Source organism: Lysinibacillus sp. NPDC093210 (assembly GCF_044753985.1).
Taxonomy (GTDB): domain Bacteria; phylum Bacillota; class Bacilli; order Bacillales_A; family Planococcaceae; genus Lysinibacillus.
This window is the reverse complement of the sequence record NZ_JBIVOE010000010.1, coordinates 1-23,514: the sequence shown is the minus strand read 5'-3', so window position 1 is coordinate 23,514 and position 23,514 is coordinate 1. Positions and strand designations below refer to the sequence as shown.

Sequence of the window (23,514 nt, the reverse complement as noted above, 5' to 3'; positions counted from 1 at the left end):
TATCAGATTCGCCTTTGACAAATTTTCTATTACGCTCTCATTTAAGAGCAAACATCTGCCAGTGCTGTATCTTTTACGTATTATTTAAGTTAGTTGCTCAATTAGGTCGTTTTCGTTCCAAACTTCAATACCTAATTGTTCTGCCTTTGTCAGTTTAGACCCTGCATCCGAACCTGCAATAACAAGATCAGTTTTTTTACTGACACTTCCTGTGACAATTCCACCTAACTCTTCTATTTTCGCCTTTGCATCGTTCCGTGTCAATTGCTCAAGTTTACCAGTTAGCACGATTGTTTTGCCTGCAAATGGATTGTCACCTACGACTACCTCTACCTTTTTGCCTTTATATGTCATATTGACACCAGCCTCAGCAAGACGCTGAATAACAGCACGTGCATCTTCATTGGCAAAATACTCAACGAGAGAAGATGCCATTTTATCGCCAATTTCATGAATTGCTACAAGCTGCTCCTCAGTTGCAGCCATCACTGCTTCCATCGTCTCAAACTGCTCTGAGACAATCTTTGCCGCCTTCTCACCAACATGTCGTATCCCTAACCCAATGAGTAGACGTTCCATCGAATTGTCCTTCGATGCTTGAATAGCATTCACTAGGTTTGTAGCTGATTTTTCACCCATACGTTCTAGCTCGACTAACTGCTCCACTGTTAACTGATATAAATCAGATACATCATGAATTAAATCTGCACGCAACAGCTGCTCAACAACTTTTTCACCAAGTCCGTCAATGTTCATGGCGTTACGGGAAACGAAGTATTTAATGCTCTCAGCAATTTGTGCAAAACATGCTGGATTCACACAACGTAGGGCAACCTCTCCCTCAATTCGAATAAGCTCACTATCGCAAACAGGGCAATTTGCTGGCATTTCATATGGAATTGAATCCTCTGGGCGTTGCTCTAGTAATACACCGACAACTTGTGGGATAATGTCGCCAGCTTTTCGGATAATGACTGTGTCCCCAATACGAATATCTTTATCACGAATTAAATCTTCGTTGTGTAAAGATGCTCGTTGCACAGTAGTTCCCGCTACTTGTACAGGTGTTAAAATTGCCGTTGGTGTCACGACGCCAGTTCGACCTACTGTTAAATCGATATCAAGCAACGTTGTTACAACTTCTTCTGCGGGGAATTTGTAAGCAATTGCCCAACGAGGACTTTTTGCTGTATAGCCAAGTTCATCCTGCTGCGCAAAACGATCAACCTTGACTACAATACCATCTATTTCATAGGCTAAATTCGGGCGATTTTCTGTCCAAGTTTCAATAAAGGACAAAACCTCTTCAATCGAAGCACAGCGTTGACGTTCTTTATTTGAAGGGAAGCCAAGCCCTTCCAAATAATCTAGCATCTCGCCATGCCCATCAATGCCGTACGCCTCACCATCTCCTCCAATTGCATAAATGAAGGTTGATAGTTGACGACTTGCTGCAATTTTTGGATCTAATTGACGTAATGATCCGGCAGCAGCATTTCGAGGGTTTGCAAATAATTCTTCACTGTTTTCAGCGCGCTGTGCATTTAATTTTTCAAACGACTTTTTAGGCATATATGCTTCGCCACGTACTTCAATCGTAATTGGTTCTTTTAATCGAAGTGGCACAGCACGAATTGTTTTTAAATTTGCTGTTATATCCTCACCAATCACGCCATCACCGCGTGTTGCTCCTTGGACAAAAACACCATTCTCATATTTAAGAGAAATCGCAAGACCATCTATTTTTAGTTCGCATACATAAGAAAAGTGGTCTCCGATTGCTTGACGAATTTTACGGTCAAACTCACGCAAGTCCGCTTCATTGAATGCATTGGACAGACTTAGCATCGGATAATCATGCGTCACTTTTTTAAATCCCTCTATGATAGCACCGCCAACACGCTGTGTCGGTGAATCTGGGTAAATTAGTGAAGGATTTGCCTCTTCTAATGCAATAAGTTCGTGTAATAGTTGGTCATATACACTATCTGCAACAAGAGGATTATCTAGCACGTAATACGCATACCCATATTCATGCAATAATTTATTTAACTCCGCTATGCGCTGTTCAATTTCGTTCATTTAAGTTCCTCCGCTTACGCTTTTTCAATAGGTGCAAATTGCGCTAGTAATCGCTTAATACCAATTGGTTGTGGAAAAGCGATATCTAGTTCTGTACTATCACCCTCACCTTTTACGCTAACAACCATACCTGTTCCCCATTTTTTATGAATCGCTTTATCTCCAGCTTTCCAACCAAACTGGTCACCCCCAGTTGCTTGCAGGCGTGCCGTTGCTGGTTGTGTATGCTGTTGTGCGCCAAGTGTCCGTTTTTGATAACTACTTGCCGAACGATTACTTGAGCCAAATGGAACTTCAGGCTTTGGACCACCTTTTGAGATGGATTCTAAAATATCCTCTGAAATTTCACGTAAGAAACGGGAAGCATTGTTAAAGCTAGAACGACCAAAAATCGTGCGAGATTGCGCACATGTTAAATACAACCGTTCCTCTGCACGTGTTATGCCGACATACGCAAGGCGTCGTTCCTCTTCCATTTCATCATTATCATCAAGAGAACGAGAATGTGGGAAAATATTTTCTTCCATGCCAATAATGAAAACTACAGGGAACTCTAACCCTTTAGCAGCATGCATCGTCATTAAAATGATATTGCCTTTAGATGCATCTTCCTTATCAAGCGCATCAATATCTGCAATTAAAGCTAAATCAGTCAGGAAGGCAATTAAGCTCTTATCTTCACTACGTTCTTCAAACGCTTTTGTCACAGATAAAAATTCTTCAATATTTTCTAAACGACTTTCCGCTTCAATACTCTTTTCATTTTGCAGCATCGCTCGATAGCCTGATTTTTCAATAACTTGCTCTACGATTTCTGTTACGGACAAGTAATTTTGCATTTCAGTAAAGCCTTTAATCATCGCATAAAAATGTTCTGCTGAAGCAGCGGCTTTCCCTGTTAATCCCATAAACACAAGGTCATTCATTGCATCAAAAATAGAGCGATCCTGATCGATTGCATAGCGTGCCATTTTTTCGAATGAGGTTGCACCGATACTACGCTTAGGCTCATTGATAATACGCGCAAGCGATAAATCATCGTCATTGTTTGCAATGAGACGTAAATAGGCTAATAAATCCTTTATTTCTTTACGGTCATAGAACTTTGTACCACCGACAATTTGATAAGCCATATTAGACTTAACTAACACTTCCTCCATTACACGAGACTGTGCATTCGTACGATATAAAATGGCAAAGTCATCAAATGAACGATTTTCCTTTTCCATCAGCTGTTGAATCGTTTGTACGACAAACTGTGCTTCTTCCTGCTCATTATAAGCTTTGTACAAAGCAATCTTTTCACCATGGGCATTTTCTGTGCGCAGCTCTTTTGGGTAACGGCTTGTGTTATTTTGAATGACGTCATTTGCAGCTTGAAGGATGCGTTTTGTTGAGCGATAATTTTGCTCTAGCATGATGACTTTCGCATTCGGATAATCCTTTTCAAAAGACAGGATGTTCCCTATATCTGCGCCACGCCAACGATAAATTGATTGATCCGAATCCCCTACTACGCAAATATTTTTAAATTTCTTCGCGAGTAATTGCACGAGTAAGTATTGCGATTTATTCGTATCTTGATATTCATCAACATGGATATATTGAAACTTATTTTGATAAAATTCAAGCACTTCAGGTACTCGCTTAAATAATGTAATCGTCGTCATAATTAAATCATCAAAATCAAGTGACTGATTGCGACGTAATCTTTTTTCATATCCTTTATAAACACGAGCTACCGTTTTTTCATAAGGATTTTGTTCATTAATTTGCCCTGCATATTCATCGGCAGTTATGCATTCATTTTTTGCTGAGCTGATTGCATTTAAGATTGCACGAGGTTCAAAGCGCTTAGGGTCAATATTTTCATCCTTCAAGACATTTTTTATGACCGAAAGTTGGTCAGTAGAATCTAAAATCGAGAAATTGCGCGAAATGCCAAGCTGCTCAATATTTCGTCGTAAAATGCGTACACACATCGAGTGAAATGTTGATACCCACATGCTGTCGCCAGTTCCATTTCCGAGAATACCATCTATACGCTCACGCATTTCACGTGCTGCTTTATTCGTGAACGTAATGGCTAAAATCTTCGATGGGTATACTTCTTTTTCTATGATTAAATACGCCATACGATGCGTCAATACTCTTGTTTTTCCCGAACCAGCACCTGCCATAATTAGCAATGGCCCTTCTGTTGTTTTCACTGCTTTTTCCTGTTCAGGGTTCATACCTACTAATAAGTTTTTTGTTAAATGCTCCATTTCGCACCACCTTACAAACATTTGTTCCTAATTATAACGTATTTTTTACAGCCTTAACAGTCGCAAGTGCAGCTTTTAAATCTTCATAAATAATATTCCCTACAACGACCGTATCAGCAAACTGTGCCATTTCTGCAGCTTGCTTTGTAGAAGTGATGCCACCACCGTAAAATAGCTTTGTATTTTGCAACTCATTTTTTACAGCACGTACCATTTCAATGTCGCCATATTCACCGCTATATTCTAAATAAAATACAGGTAGCTTAAAGAAATTTTCAGCCATGCGCGCATAGGCAACAACGTCATCCACTGATAAATCTGTCTTTGCTTGTGTTACTTCTGCAACTTTACAATTTGGATTCAAAATACAATAACCTTCAGCAACTAACTCATCCCACACCATGATATCTCCGTATTCTTTAATCGCCTCATGGTGCAAATTTTTAATCCATTTCGGGTCATCACTATTTAACACTGTTGGAATGAAATAATAGTCATAGCCAGGTGTTACTGAATCAATCGTTGAAATTTCCAGCGCTATTGGTACTTCAAAGCGACGTACGCGGACAAGTAAATCTAATACACCATCTAATGTTACCCCATCTGTTCCACCAACTAAAATGACATCTGTTCCAGATTCACAAATTTTTTCTAATGCTTCATCCGATATATCCTTTGCTGGATCTAGCTTGAACACATGTCTCCACTGTAAATAATCCATCTATTTTACCACCTATCATTTTCTATCTACTCGTTTACAAGTATAGCTTATGACTATCGACAAAAAAATAAAAAAGCTGAGCAGAAACTCTACCCAGCCTCTTATCTACTATTCTTTTGGTGCTTGGAATGGCTTTTCATCTGGATACAAACGACCTAACATTTCATCATATGTATCATTTCCATAATCAAAGCATCGACGTACACGAGAAATCGTTGCTGTACTTGCCCCAGTCTCCTTTTTAATGGATTCATAGGTTTTCTTTAAACGTAATAAATGCGCTACCTCAAATCGTTGTGCTAGCGATTGAATCTCACTAATCGTACATAAATCATCAAAAAATTTATAGCATTCTTCAATGTCCTTCAGTTCTAATACTGCTTTAAATAACTGATCTGTTTGATGCCCTCGAATTTTTTCGATTTGCATGTAGTTTTCCTCCCTCTTAAGGCTGCGTTTTCACCATTGTTTCTAACCCTGGTGAAGCTGGTACGAAATGAACCCATGTCTTTCCTGGAACTAGCTTCACAAGTTCACCAGTCTCTTCGACAGCCGTTGGTAATCCATCGATATTAGCCCATTTTACTTCTCTTAAATAACCATTTTGAAATACATACGCATTCCCACCAGAGGTTAAATCAATATCTTGGCGACCTACATCATCAATTGTTTGATGCTTCATTTCAAAAAATAAAACATTTGCAAATGTTAATGCTTCACCTGTCAACATATCCTTTGTTTCAACGCCTGCCGATTGTCGTCCATAACGATTTGTTTGATGATCGTATACATACGTGTTGTGGAAAGAATTACTATTCCCATAGTAAATGTCAACTTGACTTGTTTCAACGCCTATTTTACCACGTTCATCGGGTTCATAAAAAGCCTGATGCACTTTTTCACTGTAATTCATTGAAGCGCCTACTTTTTCAGCACCATTTAATATATTTTCAGAAGTTATATAGGAATTATGTGGGGCTACACGATCGTTAGAACGTTTAAATAGTGTGCCATCATAATTCATCCCATTAATATTATCAACAACATTATTGCTAAGCATCGTTTTCGCCTCTGGACTATAGCCGTGTGCTACATAAAATGCACCAAAGCCCTTTGCCATATCAATAAAATAAGAACGAGCACTTCTGACTGGTCCAATATTTTCTGGTAATTCGCTTTGATAGACTGCTAGGAAACGAGTGACATTTCCTTCTGCTAGCATTTCGTAAATAATATCTGCTGCTGCCAATCCTGATTGAGGACGAGCAGCAGGATGATTATTAACAGTCACAATAATTGGACGCTGTGTCACTTCTTCTTCGACAACCTCTCCCGTTAAAGGTGCCACAATTGTCTCTTCCTTCACAGGCTCTTCAATAGCTGGTTCATCATCTATTTTAGTTACGTCCTCTTTAGGTTCAGAGGCATCTTTAGAACATCCGCCGATAAACAATGCGCTAAATGCCAGGCCAACTAATAGTTTTTTTGATTTCAACACTTGCATTACTCTCCTTTAGTCAATACCGCCTCGATGTAAAAGTGTATGTTACTGCTCTGGCGCTACAAAAAATGTGCTACTACACCTAACGCATAACTGCAGGTAATAATAATTTATTCTTCATTACATCGAAAATCCCTTTAGGTGTAATTCGAATATACGGTAAATGCGTAGATTGTAAAAATAGTAAAGTGTAAATAGCGTCGCCTAAACGATAGCCTCGTTCTGCTAATGCTTGCTTTAAGGCAAGCTCTTTTACTGTAAGCTCCTCCACATCACCTTGATATAGAAGACCACCTATTGTTAACGGAACGGATGCTACAACTTCTCCTTTTTCTACAAGGACAATACCTCCACGCATAGCCTTCATCTCTTCAAACGCTTTAAGCATATCGTCTTTATTTTTCCCGATAAGCAAAATATCCCCTGTGTTTGAATAAGATGATGCAAAGCCTTGAACATTTGTTGCAAATCCTTTAATCATCGTATTAACATGCCAGCTTCCACTTCGGTTAATGAGCATTAAATAGCTTTCATCATGGTCTGCAAGCTGTCCCTCTCTAGTGATTAACGAATTATAAGGTTTCGTAATAACATCATTTACTAATTCAATCCCAAATGGCATTGAGAATTGGAAGTCATGGGAAGTTAGTGAAAAATCCAATTCGAATGATGGAATGGCTTTATAGTCGATTGCATCAAAGTGATGCACTCGTTCACCATCACGTTTTAACCAAACACCTTTTGACAGTACACTTTCTGGAACTGGATGCCATTCATCTTGCAAAATATTAAGAGAGGCAAAGCGACCCGTCGCAATAAAGCCATGTAAGTTTGACATATTGTAATAACGCGCAACATTATAGGATGCCATTTGGTAAGCATCTATTGGTGAGACGCCTGCATCTAAAGCGACTTGAATACATTTATCCATTACACCATCTTGATGAAATGAAGGGGTTGAGCCATCAGTTGTCATCATTAAATGGTCGAAAATAGGTAGTTGTTTTTCTACGATTCCTTTTAATAGATGCGGTAAATCAGGGCGAATAGAAGAATGACGAAGCGTTACTGCAAATCCTTGCATAATCCGTCGCTCTACTTCTTCCACCGTCATTGCTTCATGGTCACCATCTGCACCAAGTAATTTCATACGCGCTAACGTGCGTTCTGAAGCACCTGGGAAGTGACCTTCAATCTTTTTGCCATGCGCCTTAGCCATTTGCATGCGATACAGCATTAAATCATCACCATGTAATAATTTTGGCCAACCAGTTAGCTCGCCGCCTAACAATACATCATCACGTTGTAACCATTCTAAAATAGAAGTATTTGAAAAAATCTCTTCTTCCTGTTCCATTTCAGTCTGTGAGTCAAACCGCGTCCACCAATAAAAAGAGAATGGTAACTTCTTTAACTCATCCAATATTGAAAACGCTTTCTTATTCTCTAAAGATAATACAAAACTTAAATTATCTGAGATAAAAGCGGTAGTACCTAGTTGCCCACAAAAATCAGCAAAGGACTGTGGATGGTACAACTGGAACGGATGAACATGAGGTTCAATATAACCTGGAACAATCGTTTTATTTGTACAATCAACGATTTCTGTTCCTTCTATTAAAGGAGGCATTCTGTCCCCCGCATAAACAATACGGTCTCCTGAAATCCAAATGTTTCCTACCACCCATTGCTTTAACATGCTATGTAAATAACGTGCATTTTTCAAGACAATATTAGGCGATTTTTTGCCATCTATGACAGCTATATGTTGACGCAATTGCGAAATTCTCCATGTCGGATCCATGTAAATCGCTCCTTCCTAATTTGCGTAAAATTTCATTGTGTAAATCCTACTTGAATTCACATACTACTATTGCATAAGCGCTTATTTGTATTCATTGCGCCTTTGCGTAATGATTCGCATTTTGAATAGGACTCGTTATTTGATGCCTTTCAAAATCCGTGCCAAACATCTTCTTTTATTTTATCTACTAAAAGACGATAAAATAATGCTGCTTTATGCAATCATCTTGTTTCAATCGTAACACAGCACTTTCATAAAGCAAAGTGCACCCCGCTTTATTTTTTCCACTATGACTAAAGGAGGAAATTATATGATGCAACAAGCAAATCTAAGTGATAAAAATGCCTTTTGCCGCTTTGCCCTTGGGACAAGTATGACGGCGTTTGGTATCGCTAAGGTATCTAGAAATCCTAGCTGTATGAAAGGACGACTTATGATTGCATTAGGTGCCATGAAAATGGCTGAAGGTATTTTTAAATATTGTCCTTCGAAGGCAATGTTGAACACAAATGTGGAAAATGCCATGAACACCTCTATGCAAAGTATGTTCAGTGGGCAAAATTCTATGTCTTCTGAACAAAATTCTATGTCTTCTGAACAAATCAGTAAACTTATGAAGGATTTCTCCTCTGCTATTACTGGAAATTCGTCAGAAATGACAGCAAGTTTTAATTCATCTGACACCAGCACTTCAACACAAAATTCCTCAGACAGTAAAAATTCTACAAATAAAGCACAAAATCCTTCTTAGTCAAAGAAGCCGTCTCAATCAACATGAGACGGCTCCTTACTTTTTTAAAGAAATGATATGTCTATGAAAAATAATTATTTCAGGTAAAACTGTTATTTAAATGTACGCCAGCCAATATCTTTACGGTAGAAAAAATTATCCCATTGTGCTGTTGCGATACCAGCATAAACTTTTTCTTGTGCTTCCTGTAAAGAAGATGCTTTAGCAGCAACTAGTAAAACTCGCCCACCATTCCCTACAAACTTTCCATCTACAAGCTTCGTACCTGCATGGTAGACTGCATGTGATGCAGATAAAGCTTCTAAGTTTGGTAAGGCATTTCCTTTTACTACATCACCAGGATAGCCTTCAGCAGCAATGACAACACCTAACATAGCTTCGTTTGACCATTGCAAATCAAATGGTTTTTCATCCATTAATGCGCTCATAAACGCACCGAAATCCGATTTCATGCGTGGTAATACGACCTGTGTTTCTGGGTCACCAAAGCGGGCATTGAACTCGATTACTTTAGGACCACTTTTTGTTAAAATAAGACCTGCATATAAAATACCAGTAAATGATACCCCATCTGCTTCCATGCCTTTAACAGTAGGTTCAACAACAGTTTGATACGCTGCATCAACTACATCCTGTGAAATTTGTGGTACAGGTGAATATGCACCCATTCCACCAGTATTTGGTCCTTTATCGCCGTCATATGCACGTTTATGATCTTGTGCAATGACCATAGGATAAATTTGACCCTTGTGAACAAAGGACATAAAGGAGAACTCTTCACCATCAAGGAATTCTTCAATGACAACACGAGAAGAAGATTCACCGAAACGTTGATTACCAATCATATCTTGCACTGCTTCAATCGCTTCTTCTTGCGTCATAGCTACAACAACACCTTTACCAGCTGCTAAGCCGTCTGCTTTAATAACGATTGGTGCTCCATGTGCTTTAATATAATTAACCGCTTTTTCTGCTTCTGTGAACGTCTCGTGGGTTGCTGTTGGGATATTATATTTATTCATAATATCTTTTGCATATGATTTGCTACTTTCAATTTGTGCTGCTGCCTTCGTCGGACCAAATACGCGTAGACCACGTTGTGTAAAGAAATCTACGATGCCTTCTGCTAGCGGTTGCTCTGGACCAACAAATGTTAAATCTACTGCATTTTCTTTAGCAAATTGTGCAAGACCTGCAAAGTCCATTGTATCAATAGCAACAACCTCTACATCTTCTCGCATACCGTCGTTACCTGGCGCAACGAATACTTTTTCTACGGACGGAGAAATGCTAAATTGTTTGGCAATTGCATGCTCACGACCGCCACTTCCTATTACTAATACGTTCATAATTAGTGAATCCTCCTCTTTAAAGGTAAGGACTGTCTCCTAAATCGCTCCACACTTCTTTCTAGAAAAGTCCACTTCGCTTTCCGCGGCACAGCATTGGTTACTTACTGTTTAGCGCGTCTTACAATCTTGTGTTACTTATGCCTTAGTCGACTTGAACTTGGATATAAAAAAATAGCATACTAGAAACACGTCCAGTATACTATTTTCCTTATTAGGACAGACCCTTTGTTTTTTTCTATTGGTTTATAAATACATACCGATTAATGCTTGAAGTGACGTACACCTGTAAACACCATAGCAATGCCATATTCATTTGCTTTATCAATCGAATCTTGGTCTTTAATAGAGCCACCTGGTTGAATAATTGCTGTAATACCTGCGGCGTGCGCAGCCTCCACAGTATCACTCATAGGGAAGAATGCATCCGATGCTAATGAAGCACCTTTCGCCTTATCACCCGCTTGCTCGAAGGCAATTTTTGCAGCACCTACTCGGTTCATTTGACCAGCACCAACACCTAATGTCATTTGCGAATCTGTTACAACGATTGCATTTGATTTCACATGTTTAACTACAGACCAGCCAAGTTGTAATGCTTCCCATTCTTCCTCAGTCGGTTCTCTGTCTGTCACTATTTTAATGTCAGCGTCTGCAAACCCATAGCTATCTGGCTCTTGTACAAGTAAACCACCTTCAACAGAGACAACGTTAAATTGATCTTTTTTAGCTTGTTCAAATGGAATTGTGAGTAATCGAATATTTTTCTTTTGTGTTAAAATGTCTAATGCTTCTTGAGAGAAAGCAGGTGCAATAATAATTTCTAAGAAAATATGGCTTAACTTTTCTGCAGTAGCCGCATCTACTTCCTGATTCAATGCAATAATACCACCGAAAATTGACGTAGAATCAGCTGCATATGCTTTATCAAAAGCTTCTTCTAATGTTACACCTGTACCAACACCACAAGGATTCATATGCTTCACAGCCACGGCTGCAGGCATTTCAAACTCTTTTACGATTTGAAGTGCCGCGTTCCCATCTTGGATGTTATTATATGATAATTCTTTTCCGTGCAGTTGCGTTGCATACGCTAATGAGAAATCAGAACCAAGGCGTTTTTGATAAAATGCTGCTTTTTGATGAGGATTTTCGCCATAACGTAAGTTTTGTTTTAACTCGTAAGTAAGCGTTAAGCTTTCAGGGAATGCCTCTTCAGTTAAATGATTCGAAATATAAGAATCATAAGCTGCTGTGTGACGGAAGACTTTCGCCGCTAGCTTACGACGTGTTTCAATTGTTGTTGCGCCAGTTGCTTTCAGTTCTTCTAAAACTTGCGCATAGTCATTGCTATCAACAATAACTGTTACGTATTGATGGTTTTTAGCAGCAGAACGTAGCATAGTTGGCCCACCAATATCAATATTCTCGATGGCATCATCCCATGTTACATTAGGCTTTGAAATTGTTTCAACGAACGGATAAAGATTAACACATACAATTTCAATTGGTTCAATGCCGTGCTCATTCATTTGTGCTTGATGAGAAGCATCATCAAATTTCCCTAATAGTCCACCATGAATCATTGGATTTAATGTTTTCACACGGCCATCTAAAATTTCCGGGAATTTTGTTACTTCATCCACTGCTGTTACTGCGACATCATTGTCCTGTAACATTTTTTTTGTACCACCAGTTGATAAAATTTCATAACCTAATGCCACTAATTCTTTTGCAAATTCTAAAATACCATCTTTATTGGAAACACTGATTAATGCACGTTTTGTCACAACGAAATCCTCCTAATTTGTCTCGTGTTTAGCCACGAAAATATCTAGCCAACTTGATTTAGCGGAGTTAGGTGCTAATTGAACGACTCGTTCTACTTGAGCGGAGTTCATCATAAATTGATCGAATCATAGGGAGAAATTAGCGTTTCCCGTTACAATAAGCCAGACCTAACTACCTACCAATCTACTTTAATAATTGCTGCAATGCTTTTGTATATAGAACATGCTCCTCTTTATGAATAGCAGTTTCAGTTGCCTCGCGATCTCCTTCAATAACTTCAACAGCAGTTTGGGCAATAATAGGCCCTGTATCCATACCTTCATCCACAAAATGCACCGTAACACCGGTCACCTTAACACCATGCTCTATTGCTTGGCCAATCGCATCTTTTCCTGGGAATGATGGCAATAGTGAAGGGTGGATATTAACGATACGCTGTGGATATGCCGCCAATAGCACTTCGCTAATTAAACGCATATAACCTGCAAGTACAATCCACTGCACACCACATTCACGTAAAGCTTCAATAATAGCAGTCTCGTACTCTACTTTTGATGCAAATTGTTTCGGGCTTAACGCTAGTACTGGAACGCCAAATAGTTTAGCACGTGTAACGACAAATGCAGCGGGCTTATCTGTTACAACAAGTTCAACCTTTGCATGTAGTTCTCCACGTTCAATCGCTTCTTGTATAGCTTGAAAATTACTGCCGCTCCCTGAAGCAAATACGGCAATTTTAACTGGTGCAGTCATTACACTAAACTCCCATCATGTGAGCCGTTAAATACAACACCCTCGCCTTTCACAACGCGACCGATTTTATACGCTTTTTCACCATTCGCTTGTGCTGTAGCAATTACTTTATCTGCCTCTGCTGCTGGTACAGCCAACACGAAACCAATACCCATATTGAAAACATTGTATAAATCTTTATCCTCAAGCTGACCTTTTTCCTTTAAAAATTCAAAAATACGAAGTACTGGCCAAGAACCTAAGTCAATTTCTGTTGCTAAGCCCTCTGGCATCATTCGTGGAAGGTTTTCATAGAAGCCGCCACCTGTTACGTGTGCGCAACCATGAACGTCAGCTGCTTTTAATGCTGCAAGTACTGGTTTTGCATATAACTTAGTCGGTACTAGAAGAGCTTCACCGATTGGACCTAAATCTTCGAAGCCTTCAACAACTGCATCTACTGCATAGCCGTTGTCAGCAAAAACAATTTTACGTACTAATGAATAGCCGTTTGAATGGACACCACTTGAAGCTAATCCAACAAGCACGTCATCTTCGACGATATTTTCACCAGTTACGATTGCTGATTTTTCACAAGCGCCTACAGCGAATCCTGCTAAATCATATTCATCTTCTTCATAAAGGCCTGGCATCTCAGCAGTCTCACCACCGATTAAGGCAGCACCAGATTGTACACAGCCATCTGCAACACCTTTCACAATTTGTTCGATTTTTGCCGGCTCTGCTTTACCAAGTGCCACATAATCTAAAAAGTAAAGTGGCTCTGCACCTTGCGCTACGATATCGTTTACACACATAGCAACACAGTCCACGCCAATTGTATCGTGCTTGTCTACCATGAATGCTAATTTTAATTTTGTCCCAACACCATCTGTACCTGAAATAAGAACAGGTTCTTTAAGATTTAGTTCTGACAAGTCAAACATACCACCAAAGCCACCAAACGTACCCATTACACCTAGTCGATTCGTACGTTCAACGTGAGACTTCATTCGTTTTACAGCTTCGTAGCCCGCTTCAATATTTACACCTGCTTGTTCATATGCCTTTGACATGCAGAGATCCTCCTTTAAATTATTTACGCAGCAGTCCATTACTTTTAAAAGTAGAGGATATGTGGATGTTCAACATTCAGTGAGGAATAGTTATCCTTACTCAATGTAATTCCACCTTCAGCGGTTACCCACCAAATAACTGTGGGCAATCCGACAAGGTTTCATCCATTAACATCCACTTAGCGTAAAAGCTCTTTTTCATGTGGTAAGATTGTATCTGGGAAAATTTCAGTTGGGTATTTGCTTGTAAAGCATGCTAGGCAAAGACCTTTGTTCTCATCCTCAAATGGACGTGCTATCGTTTCTACCATACCTTCAACTGAAAGGAATGTTAGTGAATCAGCACCAATGGTATCTCGGATTTCATCCACATTATGACTTGAAGCAATTAACTCTTCATGTGTTGAAGTATCAATACCGTAATAACAAGGGTCAGTCATTGGTGGAGAAGAAATCACTACATGCACCTCAGCTGCACCTGCATCTTTTAGCATTTTGACAATTCGACGTGATGTTGTACCGCGAACAATCGAATCATCTACCATCACAACCCGTTTTCCTTTGACAACTTGAACAACAGGTGAAAGCTTCATTTTTACACCGCGTTCACGTAATTCTTGCGTCGGTTGAATAAACGTACGGCCAACATAACGATTTTTAATTAAACCTAACTCATACGGAATGCCGCTTTCTTCAGCAAAGCCAATTGCTGCAGAAATACTTGAATCAGGTACACCTGTTACGACATCCGCTTCAATATGTGCACATTCACGTGCGAGTTGTTTCCCCATACGTTTACGTGCCATATGCACATTAATACCGTCAATATCAGAATCTGGACGTGCTAAGTATACATATTCCATCGCACACATTGCGCGATTTTCCATATCAGCAAAACGGTCAGATTTTACGCCCTCATCGTTTATAATTAATAATTCCCCTGGTTCCACAGAACGAACAAACTCTGCCCCTATTAAATCAAATGCACAAGTTTCAGAAGCAACAACCCAACCATCTCCTAGTTTTCCAAGAGATAATGGACGTAAACCATGTGGATCACGTGCAACAAGCATTTCATCTTTTGTCATAATTAAGAACGAATACGCACCCTTTAGTAATGAAAGGGCATTTTTCACCTTCGCTCGGAATGGTGAATGTGAGCTTTTCTTAATAAGATGCGCTAACACTTCTGTATCTGAGCTAGAGTGAAAAATACTACCTTGACGCTCTAAATATTGCTTTAAGTGTGACGCATTGACTAAGTTACCGTTATGAGCAATTGAAAGGCTACCTGTAGATGAGTGAAATAGTAATGGCTGTACATTTTCGATACCGCCACCACCAGCAGTCGTATAACGAACATGCGCAATTGCCGCTTTACCGTCCACTGCCTTTAACTTCTCTTCATTGAAAACATCATTCACTAATCCTTCACCTTTCACCGCGCGAAGGTGAAGACCGTCAGAAACAACGATACCAGCACCTTCTTGTCCACGGTGTTGAAGAGCATGAAGCCCGTAATAACTAAGGTGTGCTGGATTTGGGTTGCCCCAAATACCAAACACCCCACATTCTTCGTTTAAGCCTCTGAGTTCAGCAAGCATGGGATTGCTCCTTTCCAATTAGAACGGAATTCCTCCACTGTACCTTCTACAAGCACACCGTTGTCCCCGTTGATTTTAACAAGCGCATCGTTCGTTACGACACCGATTTTTAGTGCACCTTCTACTGTTTCTACAAATGCAGCTGCATTTTCTTCTTTGACAGTTACAACAAAACGGGATTGTGTTTCACTAAATAGAGCCGTTGTTGCAGAACCTATTAAAGTTACATCAATACCAAGGCCTTGCGCACCAAAAGTAGTTTCTGCAAGTGCTACAGCAAGTCCACCCTCTGCTACGTCATGTGCAGATTGTACAAGTCCTGCTTTAATCGCTTTCAGCAATGCTTGTTGGCGGGCTACCTCCACCTCTAAGTCTATAGCTGGTGCTTTTCCTGAGATTACACCATTATTTAATAATTTTTGAAGCTCAGAGCCACCGAATTCAGGTTTTGTTTCACCAATAACGAATACGACATCACCAGCCGCTTTTACCTCTTGTGTTGTAACATGTGCTAAATCTTCTATTAGTCCTACCATACCAATTGTTGGTGTTGGATAAACAGCTTCTCCTGAACGTTCATTGTAAAGTGATACGTTACCACCGATTACTGGTGCATTTAATGCTGTACAAGCAGCAGAAATACCATCAGCAGATTTTTCAATTTGCCAGAAGATTTCTGGTTTCTCTGGATTACCGAAGTTTAAGCAGTCTGTTATAGCAAGTGGAGTACCACCTGTTGCCACAATGTTACGAGCCGCTTCTGCTACTGCAATGGCACCGCCCACTTCAGGGTCAAGATAAATGTAGCGAGAGTTACAGTCTGTTGTCATCGCAAGACCTTTGTTCGTACCACGCACACGGATAACTGCAGCATCTGAACCAGGTGCCACAACTGTTGATGTACGTACTTGATAATCGTATTGATCATAAACCCATTCTTTTGAAGCAATTGTTGGTGCTTTTAAAAGTGCGTTTAATGTTTCTTTGTAATCTGTTATAGCTGGCTCAGCGTTGTCCATTGCTTGGAATTGTGCATAGTATGCAGGCTCAGCAGAAGGCTTATGGTAAACTGGCGCGTCTTCTGCAAGTGCATCTGCTGGTACGTTCGCTACAACTTCACCGTTGTGAAGTAAACGAAGCATTTTATCGTCTGTAACGACACCAATAGCTACTGCATCTAAATCATATTTATCGAATATCGCTTTAATTTCATCTTCGCGACCTTTTTTCACAACTAATAACATACGCTCTTGAGACTCGGATAGCATCATCTCGTAAGCAGTCATGCCTGTTTCACGTTGAGGTACTAAATCTAGGTTCATTTCTACACCAGATCCAGCTTTAGAAGCCATCTCTGCTGAAGAAGAAGTAAGACCCGCAGCACCCATATCCTGAATACCAACTAGAGCATCAGATTTAACAACTTCTAAGCAAGCCTCAAGTAGTAGTTTTTCCATAAATGGGTCTCCTACTTGCACAGCTGGACGTTGATTTTCTGATTCCTCTGTTAATTCTTCAGATGCAAATGTCGCACCATGTATTCCATCACGACCAGTTTTTGCACCTACGTACATAACTGTATTTCCTACACCTGCGGCAATACCGCGTTGAATATCTTTGTGGTCAATTAAACCAACACACATTGCGTTCACTAGTGGATTTCCTTCGTAGCAAGGGTCAAATTGTATTTCGCCACCAACAGTTGGAATCCCAATACAGTTACCATATCCAGCAATACCAGCAACAACTTCTTCAAATAAATATTTACCACGTGCTGATTTCAACTCACCAAAGCGTAGTGAATTTAGCATCGCGATTGGTCGTGCACCCATAGAGAATACGTCACGAATAATGCCGCCTACACCTGTTGCTGCACCTTGATAAGGCTCGATTGCTGAAGGATGGTTATGTGATTCCATTTTAAATACAACTGCTTGCTCGTCACCAATGTCTACAATCCCTGCACCTTCACCAGGACCTTGTAATACTTGTGGTCCCTTTGTAGGGAATTTACTTAAAACTGGTTTCGAATTTTTGTATGAGCAGTGTTCAGACCACATTACTGAGAAAAGACCTGTCTCTGTCCAGTTTGGCAGACGGCCTAAAATACCTTCTACCATTGCAAATTCTTCGTCTGACATCCCCATTCCAGCGTATAGCTTTTCATCTTTAATTTGCTGTGCTGTTGGCTCAAACTTAGTTGTTGACATGATTTTCCCTCCACTGCTTCACAATTGATTTAAATACTGCTAGACCGTCTGCTCCGCCCACTAGTGCATCGACAGCTCTTTCTGGGTGAGGCATCATTCCTAATACATTTCCGCGCTCGTTAATAATCCCTGCGATATCTTCTAAAGAACCGTTTGGATTTTCTCCTGAGTATGTGAACACGATTTGATTGTTATCTTTTAGTTTTTGTAATGTTTCCTCGTCACAGTAGTAGTTGCCTTCACCGTGTGCGATTGGAATATTAATTACTTGACCTTGCTCATATTGATTTGTGAATAATGTATTGTTGTTTTCAACTTTAAGCTGGATTGTACGACACATGAATTTAAGATTTTTATTGCGAAGTAAAGCACCAGGCAATAATCCTGCCTCAGTAAGAATTTGGAACCCGTTACAAACGCCTAATACGGGCTTACCAGCATCTGCTGCTTTTTTAACTTCAGCCATAATGTTTGATTGGTTTGCCATAGCGCCACAACGTAAGTAGTCGCCATAAGAGAAACCTCCAGGTACTAAAATACCGTCAAAGCCGCTTAAATCTGATTCTGTGTGCCATACATATTCTACTTCTTCACCTAGTTCGTCTTTAATCGCATGATACATATCGATGTCACAGTTTGACCCAGGGAATACGAGTACTGCGAATTTCATGATTAGTTAGCCTCCTCGACTTCGTAACGGTAGTCCTCAATTACTACATTCGTTAAAACTTTTTCACACATTTCTTTAACTAGAGTATCTATATCACGCGCTGAATCTCCGACAGTTAGTTCAAGATATTTACCGATACGTAAATCTTCTACTTCACCATAGCCCATTTTTGCTAAAGAACCTTGTACTGCTGAACCTTGTGGATCTAGAATACTCTCACGTAATGTTACGTAAATTTTAACTTTTTTCATTGTTATTTGCCTCCGAGTCTAGAAAGAATAATAGTATATACTTCAGTTAAATTACCAAGGTCTCGACGAAAGACATCTTTGTCCAACTTTTGCTTTGTTTTTGTATCCCATAGTCTGCATGTATCTGGTGAAATTTCGTCTGCCAGTAGGACATCTCCATTTGTGTCCCGTCCAAATTCCAGTTTGAAGTCAATTAGCGTGACATCTACATCAGCGAAAATCGGTTGCAGTACTTTATTAACTGCTAATGCACCATCATACATAGCTGTTACTTCTTCTGCTGTTGCTAAGTCAAGTACATCAATATGCTCCGTTGTAATAAATGGATCACCTAATGCATCATCCTTATAATAAAATTCAACGATTGGGCGTTTTAATGGTGTGCCTTCTTCAAAGCCAAGACGTTTTGCTAAGCTACCTGCCGCAATGTTACGTACGACAACCTCAATTGGAATAATATCAACCTTTTTCACTAGTTGTTCCGTAGCAGACAATTGTTTTACGAAATGTGACGCAATTCCGTTAGCTTTTAATTTTTCGAAAATTAAGGAAGTAATGCGGTTATTTAACACGCCTTTGCCTTCAATCTCTTCTTTTTTCTCACCATTAAATGCAGTTGCACTATCCTTGTATTCTACTAATAGTATAGTAGGCTCTTCTGTTGCATATAATTTTTTGGCTTTACCTTCATACAAAAGTTGGTCTTTCGTCATTTCGTCATTCCCCCAGATTATTATGAAATACGCCTCGACGTATTGATGTTATGGATTTTGAATCTGGGATAAGATTCAAAATCCGTAACACCCGTCGTGGCACTAACTGTCTATCATTTCAATACGGTTAGTTAAGTCCAAGACGTTCAAAAATCATATCTACATGCTGTAAGTGGTAGTTGTAATCAAAGCACTCATCTAACTCTTCCTTCGTTAAGTATGAAGTGATTTTTTCACTTCCATCAACTAACGTACGGAATTGTACTTGCTCGTCCCACGCCTGCATCGCTAACGGCTGAACTGTATCATACGCTTCTTCACGTACTAATCCTTTATCGATTAGTGCTAATAAAATGCGTTGAGAGTAAATCAGCCCAAATGTTCGACCCATATTACGTTTCATGTTTTCAGGGAATACTGTTAAATTTTTTACGATGTTACCGAAGCGATTTAACATATAGTTCAATGTGATTGTCGCATCTGGTAAAATAACACGCTCAGCAGATGAATGTGAAATATCACGCTCATGCCATAACGCTACGTTTTCATAAGCTGTCACCATGTAACCACGCATTAAACGAGACATACCAACCATGTTCTCAGAGCCGATTGGATTACGTTTATGTGGCATAGCAGATGAACCCTTTTGCCCTTTCGCAAAGGCTTCTTCTACTTCTCTCGTTTCAGATTTTTGCAAACCTCGAATTTCAGTTGCGAACTTTTCGATTGATGTTGCAATTAATGCAAGAGCACCTAAATATTGTGCATGTCGATCACGCTGTAATGTTTGCGTAGAAATTGGCGATGCTGCAAGCCCTAATTTATCACAAACATATTGTTCAACACGTGGGTCAATATTTGCATACGTGCCAACTGCGCCAGACATCTTACCTGTTTCAATCACAGCTGCAGCTGCATCAAAGCGTTCTAAGTTACGCTTCATCTCTTCGTACCATAAACCTAATTTCAAACCGAATGTTGTTGGTTCAGCATGCACACCATGTGTACGGCCCATCATAACGGTATGCTTATGCTCTTTTGCTTTTGCCGCTATAATATCAATAAAATTCACAATATCTTTTCTTAAAATATTATTTGCTTGTTTAATCACGTAAGAAAGGGCTGTGTCCACAACGTCTGTTGAAGTTAAACCGTAGTGCACCCATTTACGTTCTTCGCCGAGTGTTTCAGATACAGCACGTGTAAATGCAACTACATCGTGTCTTGTCTCTTTTTCAATTTCTAAAATACGATTTACATCAAATGAAGCATTTTCACGAATTTTAGCTACATCTTCTTTTGGAATATCGCCAATTTCTGCCCAAGCCTCACATGCTAAAATTTCAACCTCTAGCCAAGCTTGGTATTTATTTTGTTCTGTCCAAATTGCACCCATCTCAGGTCTTGTGTAACGTTCAATCATCGCTTATCTCCTTCTATTCTGACCAAATGCCAGAACTCTCGATTTGTTGTAGTGTTGCTTCTAAGTCTTTTGTCATAATCGTTACGTGGCCCATTTTACGGTTCACCTTAGCTTCAGCTTTCCCATAAAGATGTAATGACCATTCAGGATATTTTGCAATTGAGTTACTAAGTGGCATAACATGCTGCCCTAATACATTCACCATTATAGATGGCGCCCAAAGTTGTGGTTTACGCAGTGGCCAACCACAAATAGCACGGATATGCTGATGGAATTGTGATATATTACATGCCTCTATCGAATAGTGACCAGAATTATGAGGTCTCGGTGCTAGTTCATTAATAATAATGTCGCCATTTTCTAAAACAAACATTTCTACTGCCAGCGTCCCTACTAGATTTAAGTAATCAGCTATTTTTATAGCCTCTTGTTCAGCAGCCTGTGCTGTCGACTCTTGGATACGAGCTGGTACAATTGTTTCGTGTAAAATATGATGAACATGAATGTTTTCACCAACTGGCTGACAATATAATTCACCATCACCGTTTCGTTGTACAATAACTGATACTTCTTTAACAAAAGGTACGAAACCTTCAGCAATACATTGTGAATGAGCAAAAAGCCCTTTTGCCAATGGTAAATCTGCTGCTGAATTTAGAAGTTGCTGCCCTTTGCCATCATAACCACCTCTTGCAGTTTTTACGATACATGGGTAGTCGATCTGGTCAATACTAGCTACTAACTCCTCATATGTATTTGCTACGATATAAGGAGCTACTGGACAACCTGCTTTAACGATTGCTTCCTTCTCAGTCACCCGGTTTTGTGTAATGCGTACTAATTCTGCTCCCTGTGGTACATAAGCCATTTGAGTTAAACGTTTTAAGCCTTCGTAATCGATATTTTCAAACTCATACGTAATAACGTCACTGACTTCGGCAAGTTCCTCGAGTGCGGCCTCATCATCATAAGGTGCCACAATTCGAATATCTGCAACCTGTCCACATGGTGAATCCATTGTCGGTTCAAGAACAGCTATTTTAAAGCCTGCTTCCTTAGCAGCTAGTGCCATCATACGGCCAAGCTGTCCTCCTCCGATAATTCCTATCGTTTGTCCAGTATAAATAATTTTTGTCACACTAAGTCACCTGTGCTTTCCAATACTTGTTGCTTCGTCGCCTCGCGTCTAGCATCTAGTTTATTAGCAAGCTCTACGTCTGTTGTCGACAAAATTTGCGCTGCAAGTAAGCCAGCATTTGTCGCACCTGCTTTTCCAATTGCCACAGTTGCTACAGGTACACCACCTGGCATTTGTACAATTGATAAGAGTGAATCAAGACCATTAAGTGCACGAGATTGTACAGGCACTCCAATGACAGGTAATGTTGTTTTAGCTGCTACCATACCTGGTAAATGCGCTGCACCACCAGCACCTGCAATAATCACATGTATACCTCGCCCACGTGCTGCCTCTGCGTACTCAAACATTAAATCAGGAGTACGATGTGCAGATACTACTTTTTTCTCGTACGGTACTTGTAATTCATCTAAAATATCACACGCATGTTTCATAGTTTCCCAGTCACTTGAACTACCCATAATGACACCGATTTTCGGATTCATGAATTGTCGCTCCTTTTAAACGATAGAAAAATGATCGATTATTGTGCAAGCCTCTATTATTCAATAGTCACTGCATTTCTTTACTTTTTGAACAAAGAAAATCCTCAAATAAGCTACTCTCTACAATACACGTGAAAGCAGCTTACTTGAGGACTTATTATGAAAAGAATATGCAGATTTAGACATCTGTACACACACCTTCCCGTAACATGCCAAAAGTTGCTTTCCCGCATAGTCCAGCATTTACGGTGCCGGGTAGAGACACTAGAGCCAATCCTCTAGCATATATGGGGATTTAATTGTTTTCCTTATCACATTTTAACAATTGCAAACACTGGCGTCAATGCTAAAATGCGAACAATTTATTTTCGGCGTTAAATATTGTTCGGTTTTAAGTCGTGTTTATTCAGAATCTTGACACAACATCGCTTTAAATTGTATTTTTTGACGTAAATACGTTGGTTCACCATTCACTAGATGAAAGACAGGTTCTTCTTTCCGTCCCATCGCTATATAGCCATCCTGACGCATTCTTTCTAAACATTGATCAATTGTTTCATTTTCTTCTACTTCATACCAAATTTGCTTTTTCCCCAAACCGTTCTTCCTTCCAATCGCTTGTCATTTTTATTCTTCCTTACTTGTACTCCATTATACCCGATTTGACACATCCAGAATGCACGAAATTGTAACAATTACTACAGCTGCAATAATTTAAAAATGTGTCAACAACACCAGAAGTTATCCTCGTATTTCATATATTGTTATTACATTCTATAAAATTAAAAAAACAAAAAAGCCAAGGATTATATCCTTGACTTTTTTTATTGCCTAGCGACGTCCTACTCTCACAGGGGGAAGCCCCCAACTACCATCGGCGCTAAAGAGCTTAACTTCCGTGTTCGGTATGGGAACGGGTGTGACCTCTTTGCCATCATCACTAGAC

The 23,514-nt window shown here is 39.7% G+C and carries 20 protein-coding genes, 1 rRNA gene and 1 riboswitch; of the genes, 1 reads left to right on the top strand and 20 read right to left on the bottom strand.

Features of this window, described 5'->3' with window-relative positions:
* Positions 1-84 precede the first annotated feature (84 nt).
* The 6 genes from ligA to ACIP9C_RS19740 form a co-directional block, all read right to left on the bottom strand.
* A complete protein-coding gene (gene ligA / locus ACIP9C_RS19765; RefSeq protein WP_401013509.1) occupies positions 85-2,082 on the bottom strand; it encodes an NAD-dependent DNA ligase LigA in 1,998 nt (665 codons plus the stop codon).
* Between the two features lie 14 nt (positions 2,083-2,096).
* A complete protein-coding gene (gene pcrA / locus ACIP9C_RS19760; protein WP_401013506.1) occupies positions 2,097-4,349 on the bottom strand; it encodes a DNA helicase PcrA in 2,253 nt (750 codons plus the stop codon).
* A gap of 31 nt (positions 4,350-4,380) precedes the next feature.
* Positions 4,381-5,070 (bottom strand): heptaprenylglyceryl phosphate synthase, encoded by a 690-nt coding sequence (gene pcrB / locus ACIP9C_RS19755; protein ID WP_401013503.1) that lies wholly within the window; start codon positions 5,068-5,070, stop codon positions 4,381-4,383.
* Positions 5,071-5,178: 108 nt separating this feature from the next.
* Entirely contained in the window at positions 5,179-5,499 is a 321-nt protein-coding gene (locus ACIP9C_RS19750) for a YerC/YecD family TrpR-related protein (RefSeq protein ID WP_004225717.1), read from the bottom strand.
* 16 nt (positions 5,500-5,515) lie between these two features.
* The gene (locus ACIP9C_RS19745) at positions 5,516-6,568 is read right to left on the bottom strand and encodes a DUF3048 domain-containing protein (protein ID WP_401013500.1); all 1,053 of its coding nucleotides are present in this window, start codon (positions 6,566-6,568) and stop codon (positions 5,516-5,518) included.
* A gap of 85 nt (positions 6,569-6,653) precedes the next feature.
* Positions 6,654-8,375 (bottom strand): adenine deaminase C-terminal domain-containing protein, encoded by a 1,722-nt coding sequence (locus ACIP9C_RS19740; RefSeq protein ID WP_401013498.1) that lies wholly within the window; start codon positions 8,373-8,375, stop codon positions 6,654-6,656.
* Positions 8,376-8,685: 310 nt separating this feature from the next.
* Between ACIP9C_RS19740 and ACIP9C_RS19735 the strand changes: the two genes are divergently transcribed.
* Positions 8,686-9,126 (top strand): hypothetical protein, encoded by a 441-nt coding sequence (locus ACIP9C_RS19735; protein WP_401013495.1) that lies wholly within the window; start codon positions 8,686-8,688, stop codon positions 9,124-9,126.
* A gap of 92 nt (positions 9,127-9,218) precedes the next feature.
* On the opposite strand, the gene purD is transcribed toward ACIP9C_RS19735, so the two are convergent.
* From purD to rrf, 14 genes are all read right to left on the bottom strand, one after another.
* On the bottom strand, positions 9,219-10,475 hold the full coding sequence (gene purD, locus ACIP9C_RS19730) for a phosphoribosylamine--glycine ligase (protein ID WP_401013492.1): 1,257 nt from the start codon (positions 10,473-10,475) through the stop codon (positions 9,219-9,221).
* Positions 10,476-10,738: 263 nt separating this feature from the next.
* Positions 10,739-12,265, bottom strand: a complete 1,527-nt coding sequence (purH, locus tag ACIP9C_RS19725) for a bifunctional phosphoribosylaminoimidazolecarboxamide formyltransferase/IMP cyclohydrolase (RefSeq protein ID WP_401013490.1) — start codon at positions 12,263-12,265, stop codon at positions 10,739-10,741.
* Positions 12,266-12,449: 184 nt separating this feature from the next.
* The gene (gene purN, locus ACIP9C_RS19720) at positions 12,450-13,019 is read right to left on the bottom strand and encodes a phosphoribosylglycinamide formyltransferase (protein WP_401013488.1); all 570 of its coding nucleotides are present in this window, start codon (positions 13,017-13,019) and stop codon (positions 12,450-12,452) included.
* Positions 13,019-14,074: a phosphoribosylformylglycinamidine cyclo-ligase gene (gene purM / locus ACIP9C_RS19715; RefSeq protein ID WP_401013485.1), complete on the bottom strand. Its 1,056-nt coding sequence runs from the start codon at positions 14,072-14,074 to the stop codon at positions 13,019-13,021. The genes purN and purM overlap by 1 nt, the downstream gene beginning before the upstream one ends.
* Before the next feature lie 179 nt (positions 14,075-14,253).
* Positions 14,254-15,678 (bottom strand): amidophosphoribosyltransferase, encoded by a 1,425-nt coding sequence (purF, locus tag ACIP9C_RS19710; protein WP_401013483.1) that lies wholly within the window; start codon positions 15,676-15,678, stop codon positions 14,254-14,256.
* Positions 15,654-17,888 (bottom strand): phosphoribosylformylglycinamidine synthase subunit PurL, encoded by a 2,235-nt coding sequence (purL, locus tag ACIP9C_RS19705; protein WP_401013481.1) that lies wholly within the window; start codon positions 17,886-17,888, stop codon positions 15,654-15,656. Before purL ends, purF begins: the two co-directional genes overlap by 25 nt.
* Positions 17,875-18,558 carry a phosphoribosylformylglycinamidine synthase subunit PurQ gene (purQ, locus tag ACIP9C_RS19700; protein ID WP_340822209.1) on the bottom strand — a complete coding sequence of 228 codons (684 nt, stop codon included), beginning with the start codon at positions 18,556-18,558 and terminating at the stop codon, positions 17,875-17,877. Before purQ ends, purL begins: the two co-directional genes overlap by 14 nt.
* A gap of 2 nt (positions 18,559-18,560) precedes the next feature.
* Positions 18,561-18,809 (bottom strand): phosphoribosylformylglycinamidine synthase subunit PurS, encoded by a 249-nt coding sequence (gene purS, locus ACIP9C_RS19695; RefSeq protein ID WP_024364458.1) that lies wholly within the window; start codon positions 18,807-18,809, stop codon positions 18,561-18,563.
* Between the two features lie 2 nt (positions 18,810-18,811).
* Positions 18,812-19,522, bottom strand: coding sequence for a phosphoribosylaminoimidazolesuccinocarboxamide synthase (purC, locus tag ACIP9C_RS19690; RefSeq protein WP_401013477.1), 711 nt, complete (start codon positions 19,520-19,522; stop codon positions 18,812-18,814).
* A 127-nt stretch (positions 19,523-19,649) separates the two neighbouring features.
* Entirely contained in the window at positions 19,650-20,945 is a 1,296-nt protein-coding gene (gene purB, locus ACIP9C_RS19685; protein ID WP_401013475.1) for an adenylosuccinate lyase, read from the bottom strand.
* A 13-nt stretch (positions 20,946-20,958) separates the two neighbouring features.
* On the bottom strand, positions 20,959-22,083 hold the full coding sequence (gene purK, locus ACIP9C_RS19680; RefSeq protein WP_401013472.1) for a 5-(carboxyamino)imidazole ribonucleotide synthase: 1,125 nt from the start codon (positions 22,081-22,083) through the stop codon (positions 20,959-20,961).
* Positions 22,080-22,568 carry a 5-(carboxyamino)imidazole ribonucleotide mutase gene (gene purE, locus ACIP9C_RS19675; protein WP_401013469.1) on the bottom strand — a complete coding sequence of 163 codons (489 nt, stop codon included), beginning with the start codon at positions 22,566-22,568 and terminating at the stop codon, positions 22,080-22,082. Before purE ends, purK begins: the two co-directional genes overlap by 4 nt.
* A 212-nt stretch (positions 22,569-22,780) precedes the next feature.
* A riboswitch (purine riboswitch) is annotated at positions 22,781-22,879 on the bottom strand.
* A 91-nt stretch (positions 22,880-22,970) separates the two neighbouring features.
* Positions 22,971-23,165 (bottom strand): NETI motif-containing protein, encoded by a 195-nt coding sequence (locus ACIP9C_RS19670; RefSeq protein ID WP_401013466.1) that lies wholly within the window; start codon positions 23,163-23,165, stop codon positions 22,971-22,973.
* Positions 23,166-23,397: 232 nt separating this feature from the next.
* A 5S ribosomal RNA gene (rrf, locus tag ACIP9C_RS19665) occupies positions 23,398-23,513 on the bottom strand.
* Position 23,514 lies beyond the last annotated feature (1 nt).

What these genes read in the sequence shown, in the direction of transcription:
- pcrA (WP_401013506.1), bottom strand. Translation starts at nt 4,349, where the DNA reads ATGGAGCATTTAACAAAAAACTTATTAGTAGGTATGAACCCTGAACAG.
- purC (WP_401013477.1), bottom strand. Translation starts at nt 19,522, where the DNA reads ATGACGAAAGACCAACTTTTGTATGAAGGTAAAGCCAAAAAATTATAT.
- purQ (WP_340822209.1), bottom strand. Translation starts at nt 18,558, where the DNA reads ATGAAATTCGCAGTACTCGTATTCCCTGGGTCAAACTGTGACATCGAT.
- ACIP9C_RS19735 (WP_401013495.1), top strand. Translation starts at nt 8,686, where the DNA reads ATGATGCAACAAGCAAATCTAAGTGATAAAAATGCCTTTTGCCGCTTT.
- ligA (WP_401013509.1), bottom strand. Translation starts at nt 2,082, where the DNA reads ATGAACGAAATTGAACAGCGCATAGCGGAGTTAAATAAATTATTGCAT.
- ACIP9C_RS19740 (WP_401013498.1), bottom strand. Translation starts at nt 8,375, where the DNA reads ATGGATCCGACATGGAGAATTTCGCAATTGCGTCAACATATAGCTGTC.
- purN (WP_401013488.1), bottom strand. Translation starts at nt 13,019, where the DNA reads ATGACTGCACCAGTTAAAATTGCCGTATTTGCTTCAGGGAGCGGCAGT.
- purF (WP_401013483.1), bottom strand. Translation starts at nt 15,678, where the DNA reads ATGCTTGCTGAACTCAGAGGCTTAAACGAAGAATGTGGGGTGTTTGGT.
- purS (WP_024364458.1), bottom strand. Translation starts at nt 18,809, where the DNA reads ATGAAAAAAGTTAAAATTTACGTAACATTACGTGAGAGTATTCTAGAT.
- purL (WP_401013481.1), bottom strand. Translation starts at nt 17,888, where the DNA reads ATGTCAACAACTAAGTTTGAGCCAACAGCACAGCAAATTAAAGATGAA.
- ACIP9C_RS19750 (WP_004225717.1), bottom strand. Translation starts at nt 5,499, where the DNA reads ATGCAAATCGAAAAAATTCGAGGGCATCAAACAGATCAGTTATTTAAA.
- purM (WP_401013485.1), bottom strand. Translation starts at nt 14,074, where the DNA reads ATGTCAAAGGCATATGAACAAGCAGGTGTAAATATTGAAGCGGGCTAC.
- purD (WP_401013492.1), bottom strand. Translation starts at nt 10,475, where the DNA reads ATGAACGTATTAGTAATAGGAAGTGGCGGTCGTGAGCATGCAATTGCC.
- purE (WP_401013469.1), bottom strand. Translation starts at nt 22,568, where the DNA reads ATGAATCCGAAAATCGGTGTCATTATGGGTAGTTCAAGTGACTGGGAA.
- purB (WP_401013475.1), bottom strand. Translation starts at nt 20,945, where the DNA reads ATGATTGAACGTTACACAAGACCTGAGATGGGTGCAATTTGGACAGAA.
- pcrB (WP_401013503.1), bottom strand. Translation starts at nt 5,070, where the DNA reads ATGGATTATTTACAGTGGAGACATGTGTTCAAGCTAGATCCAGCAAAG.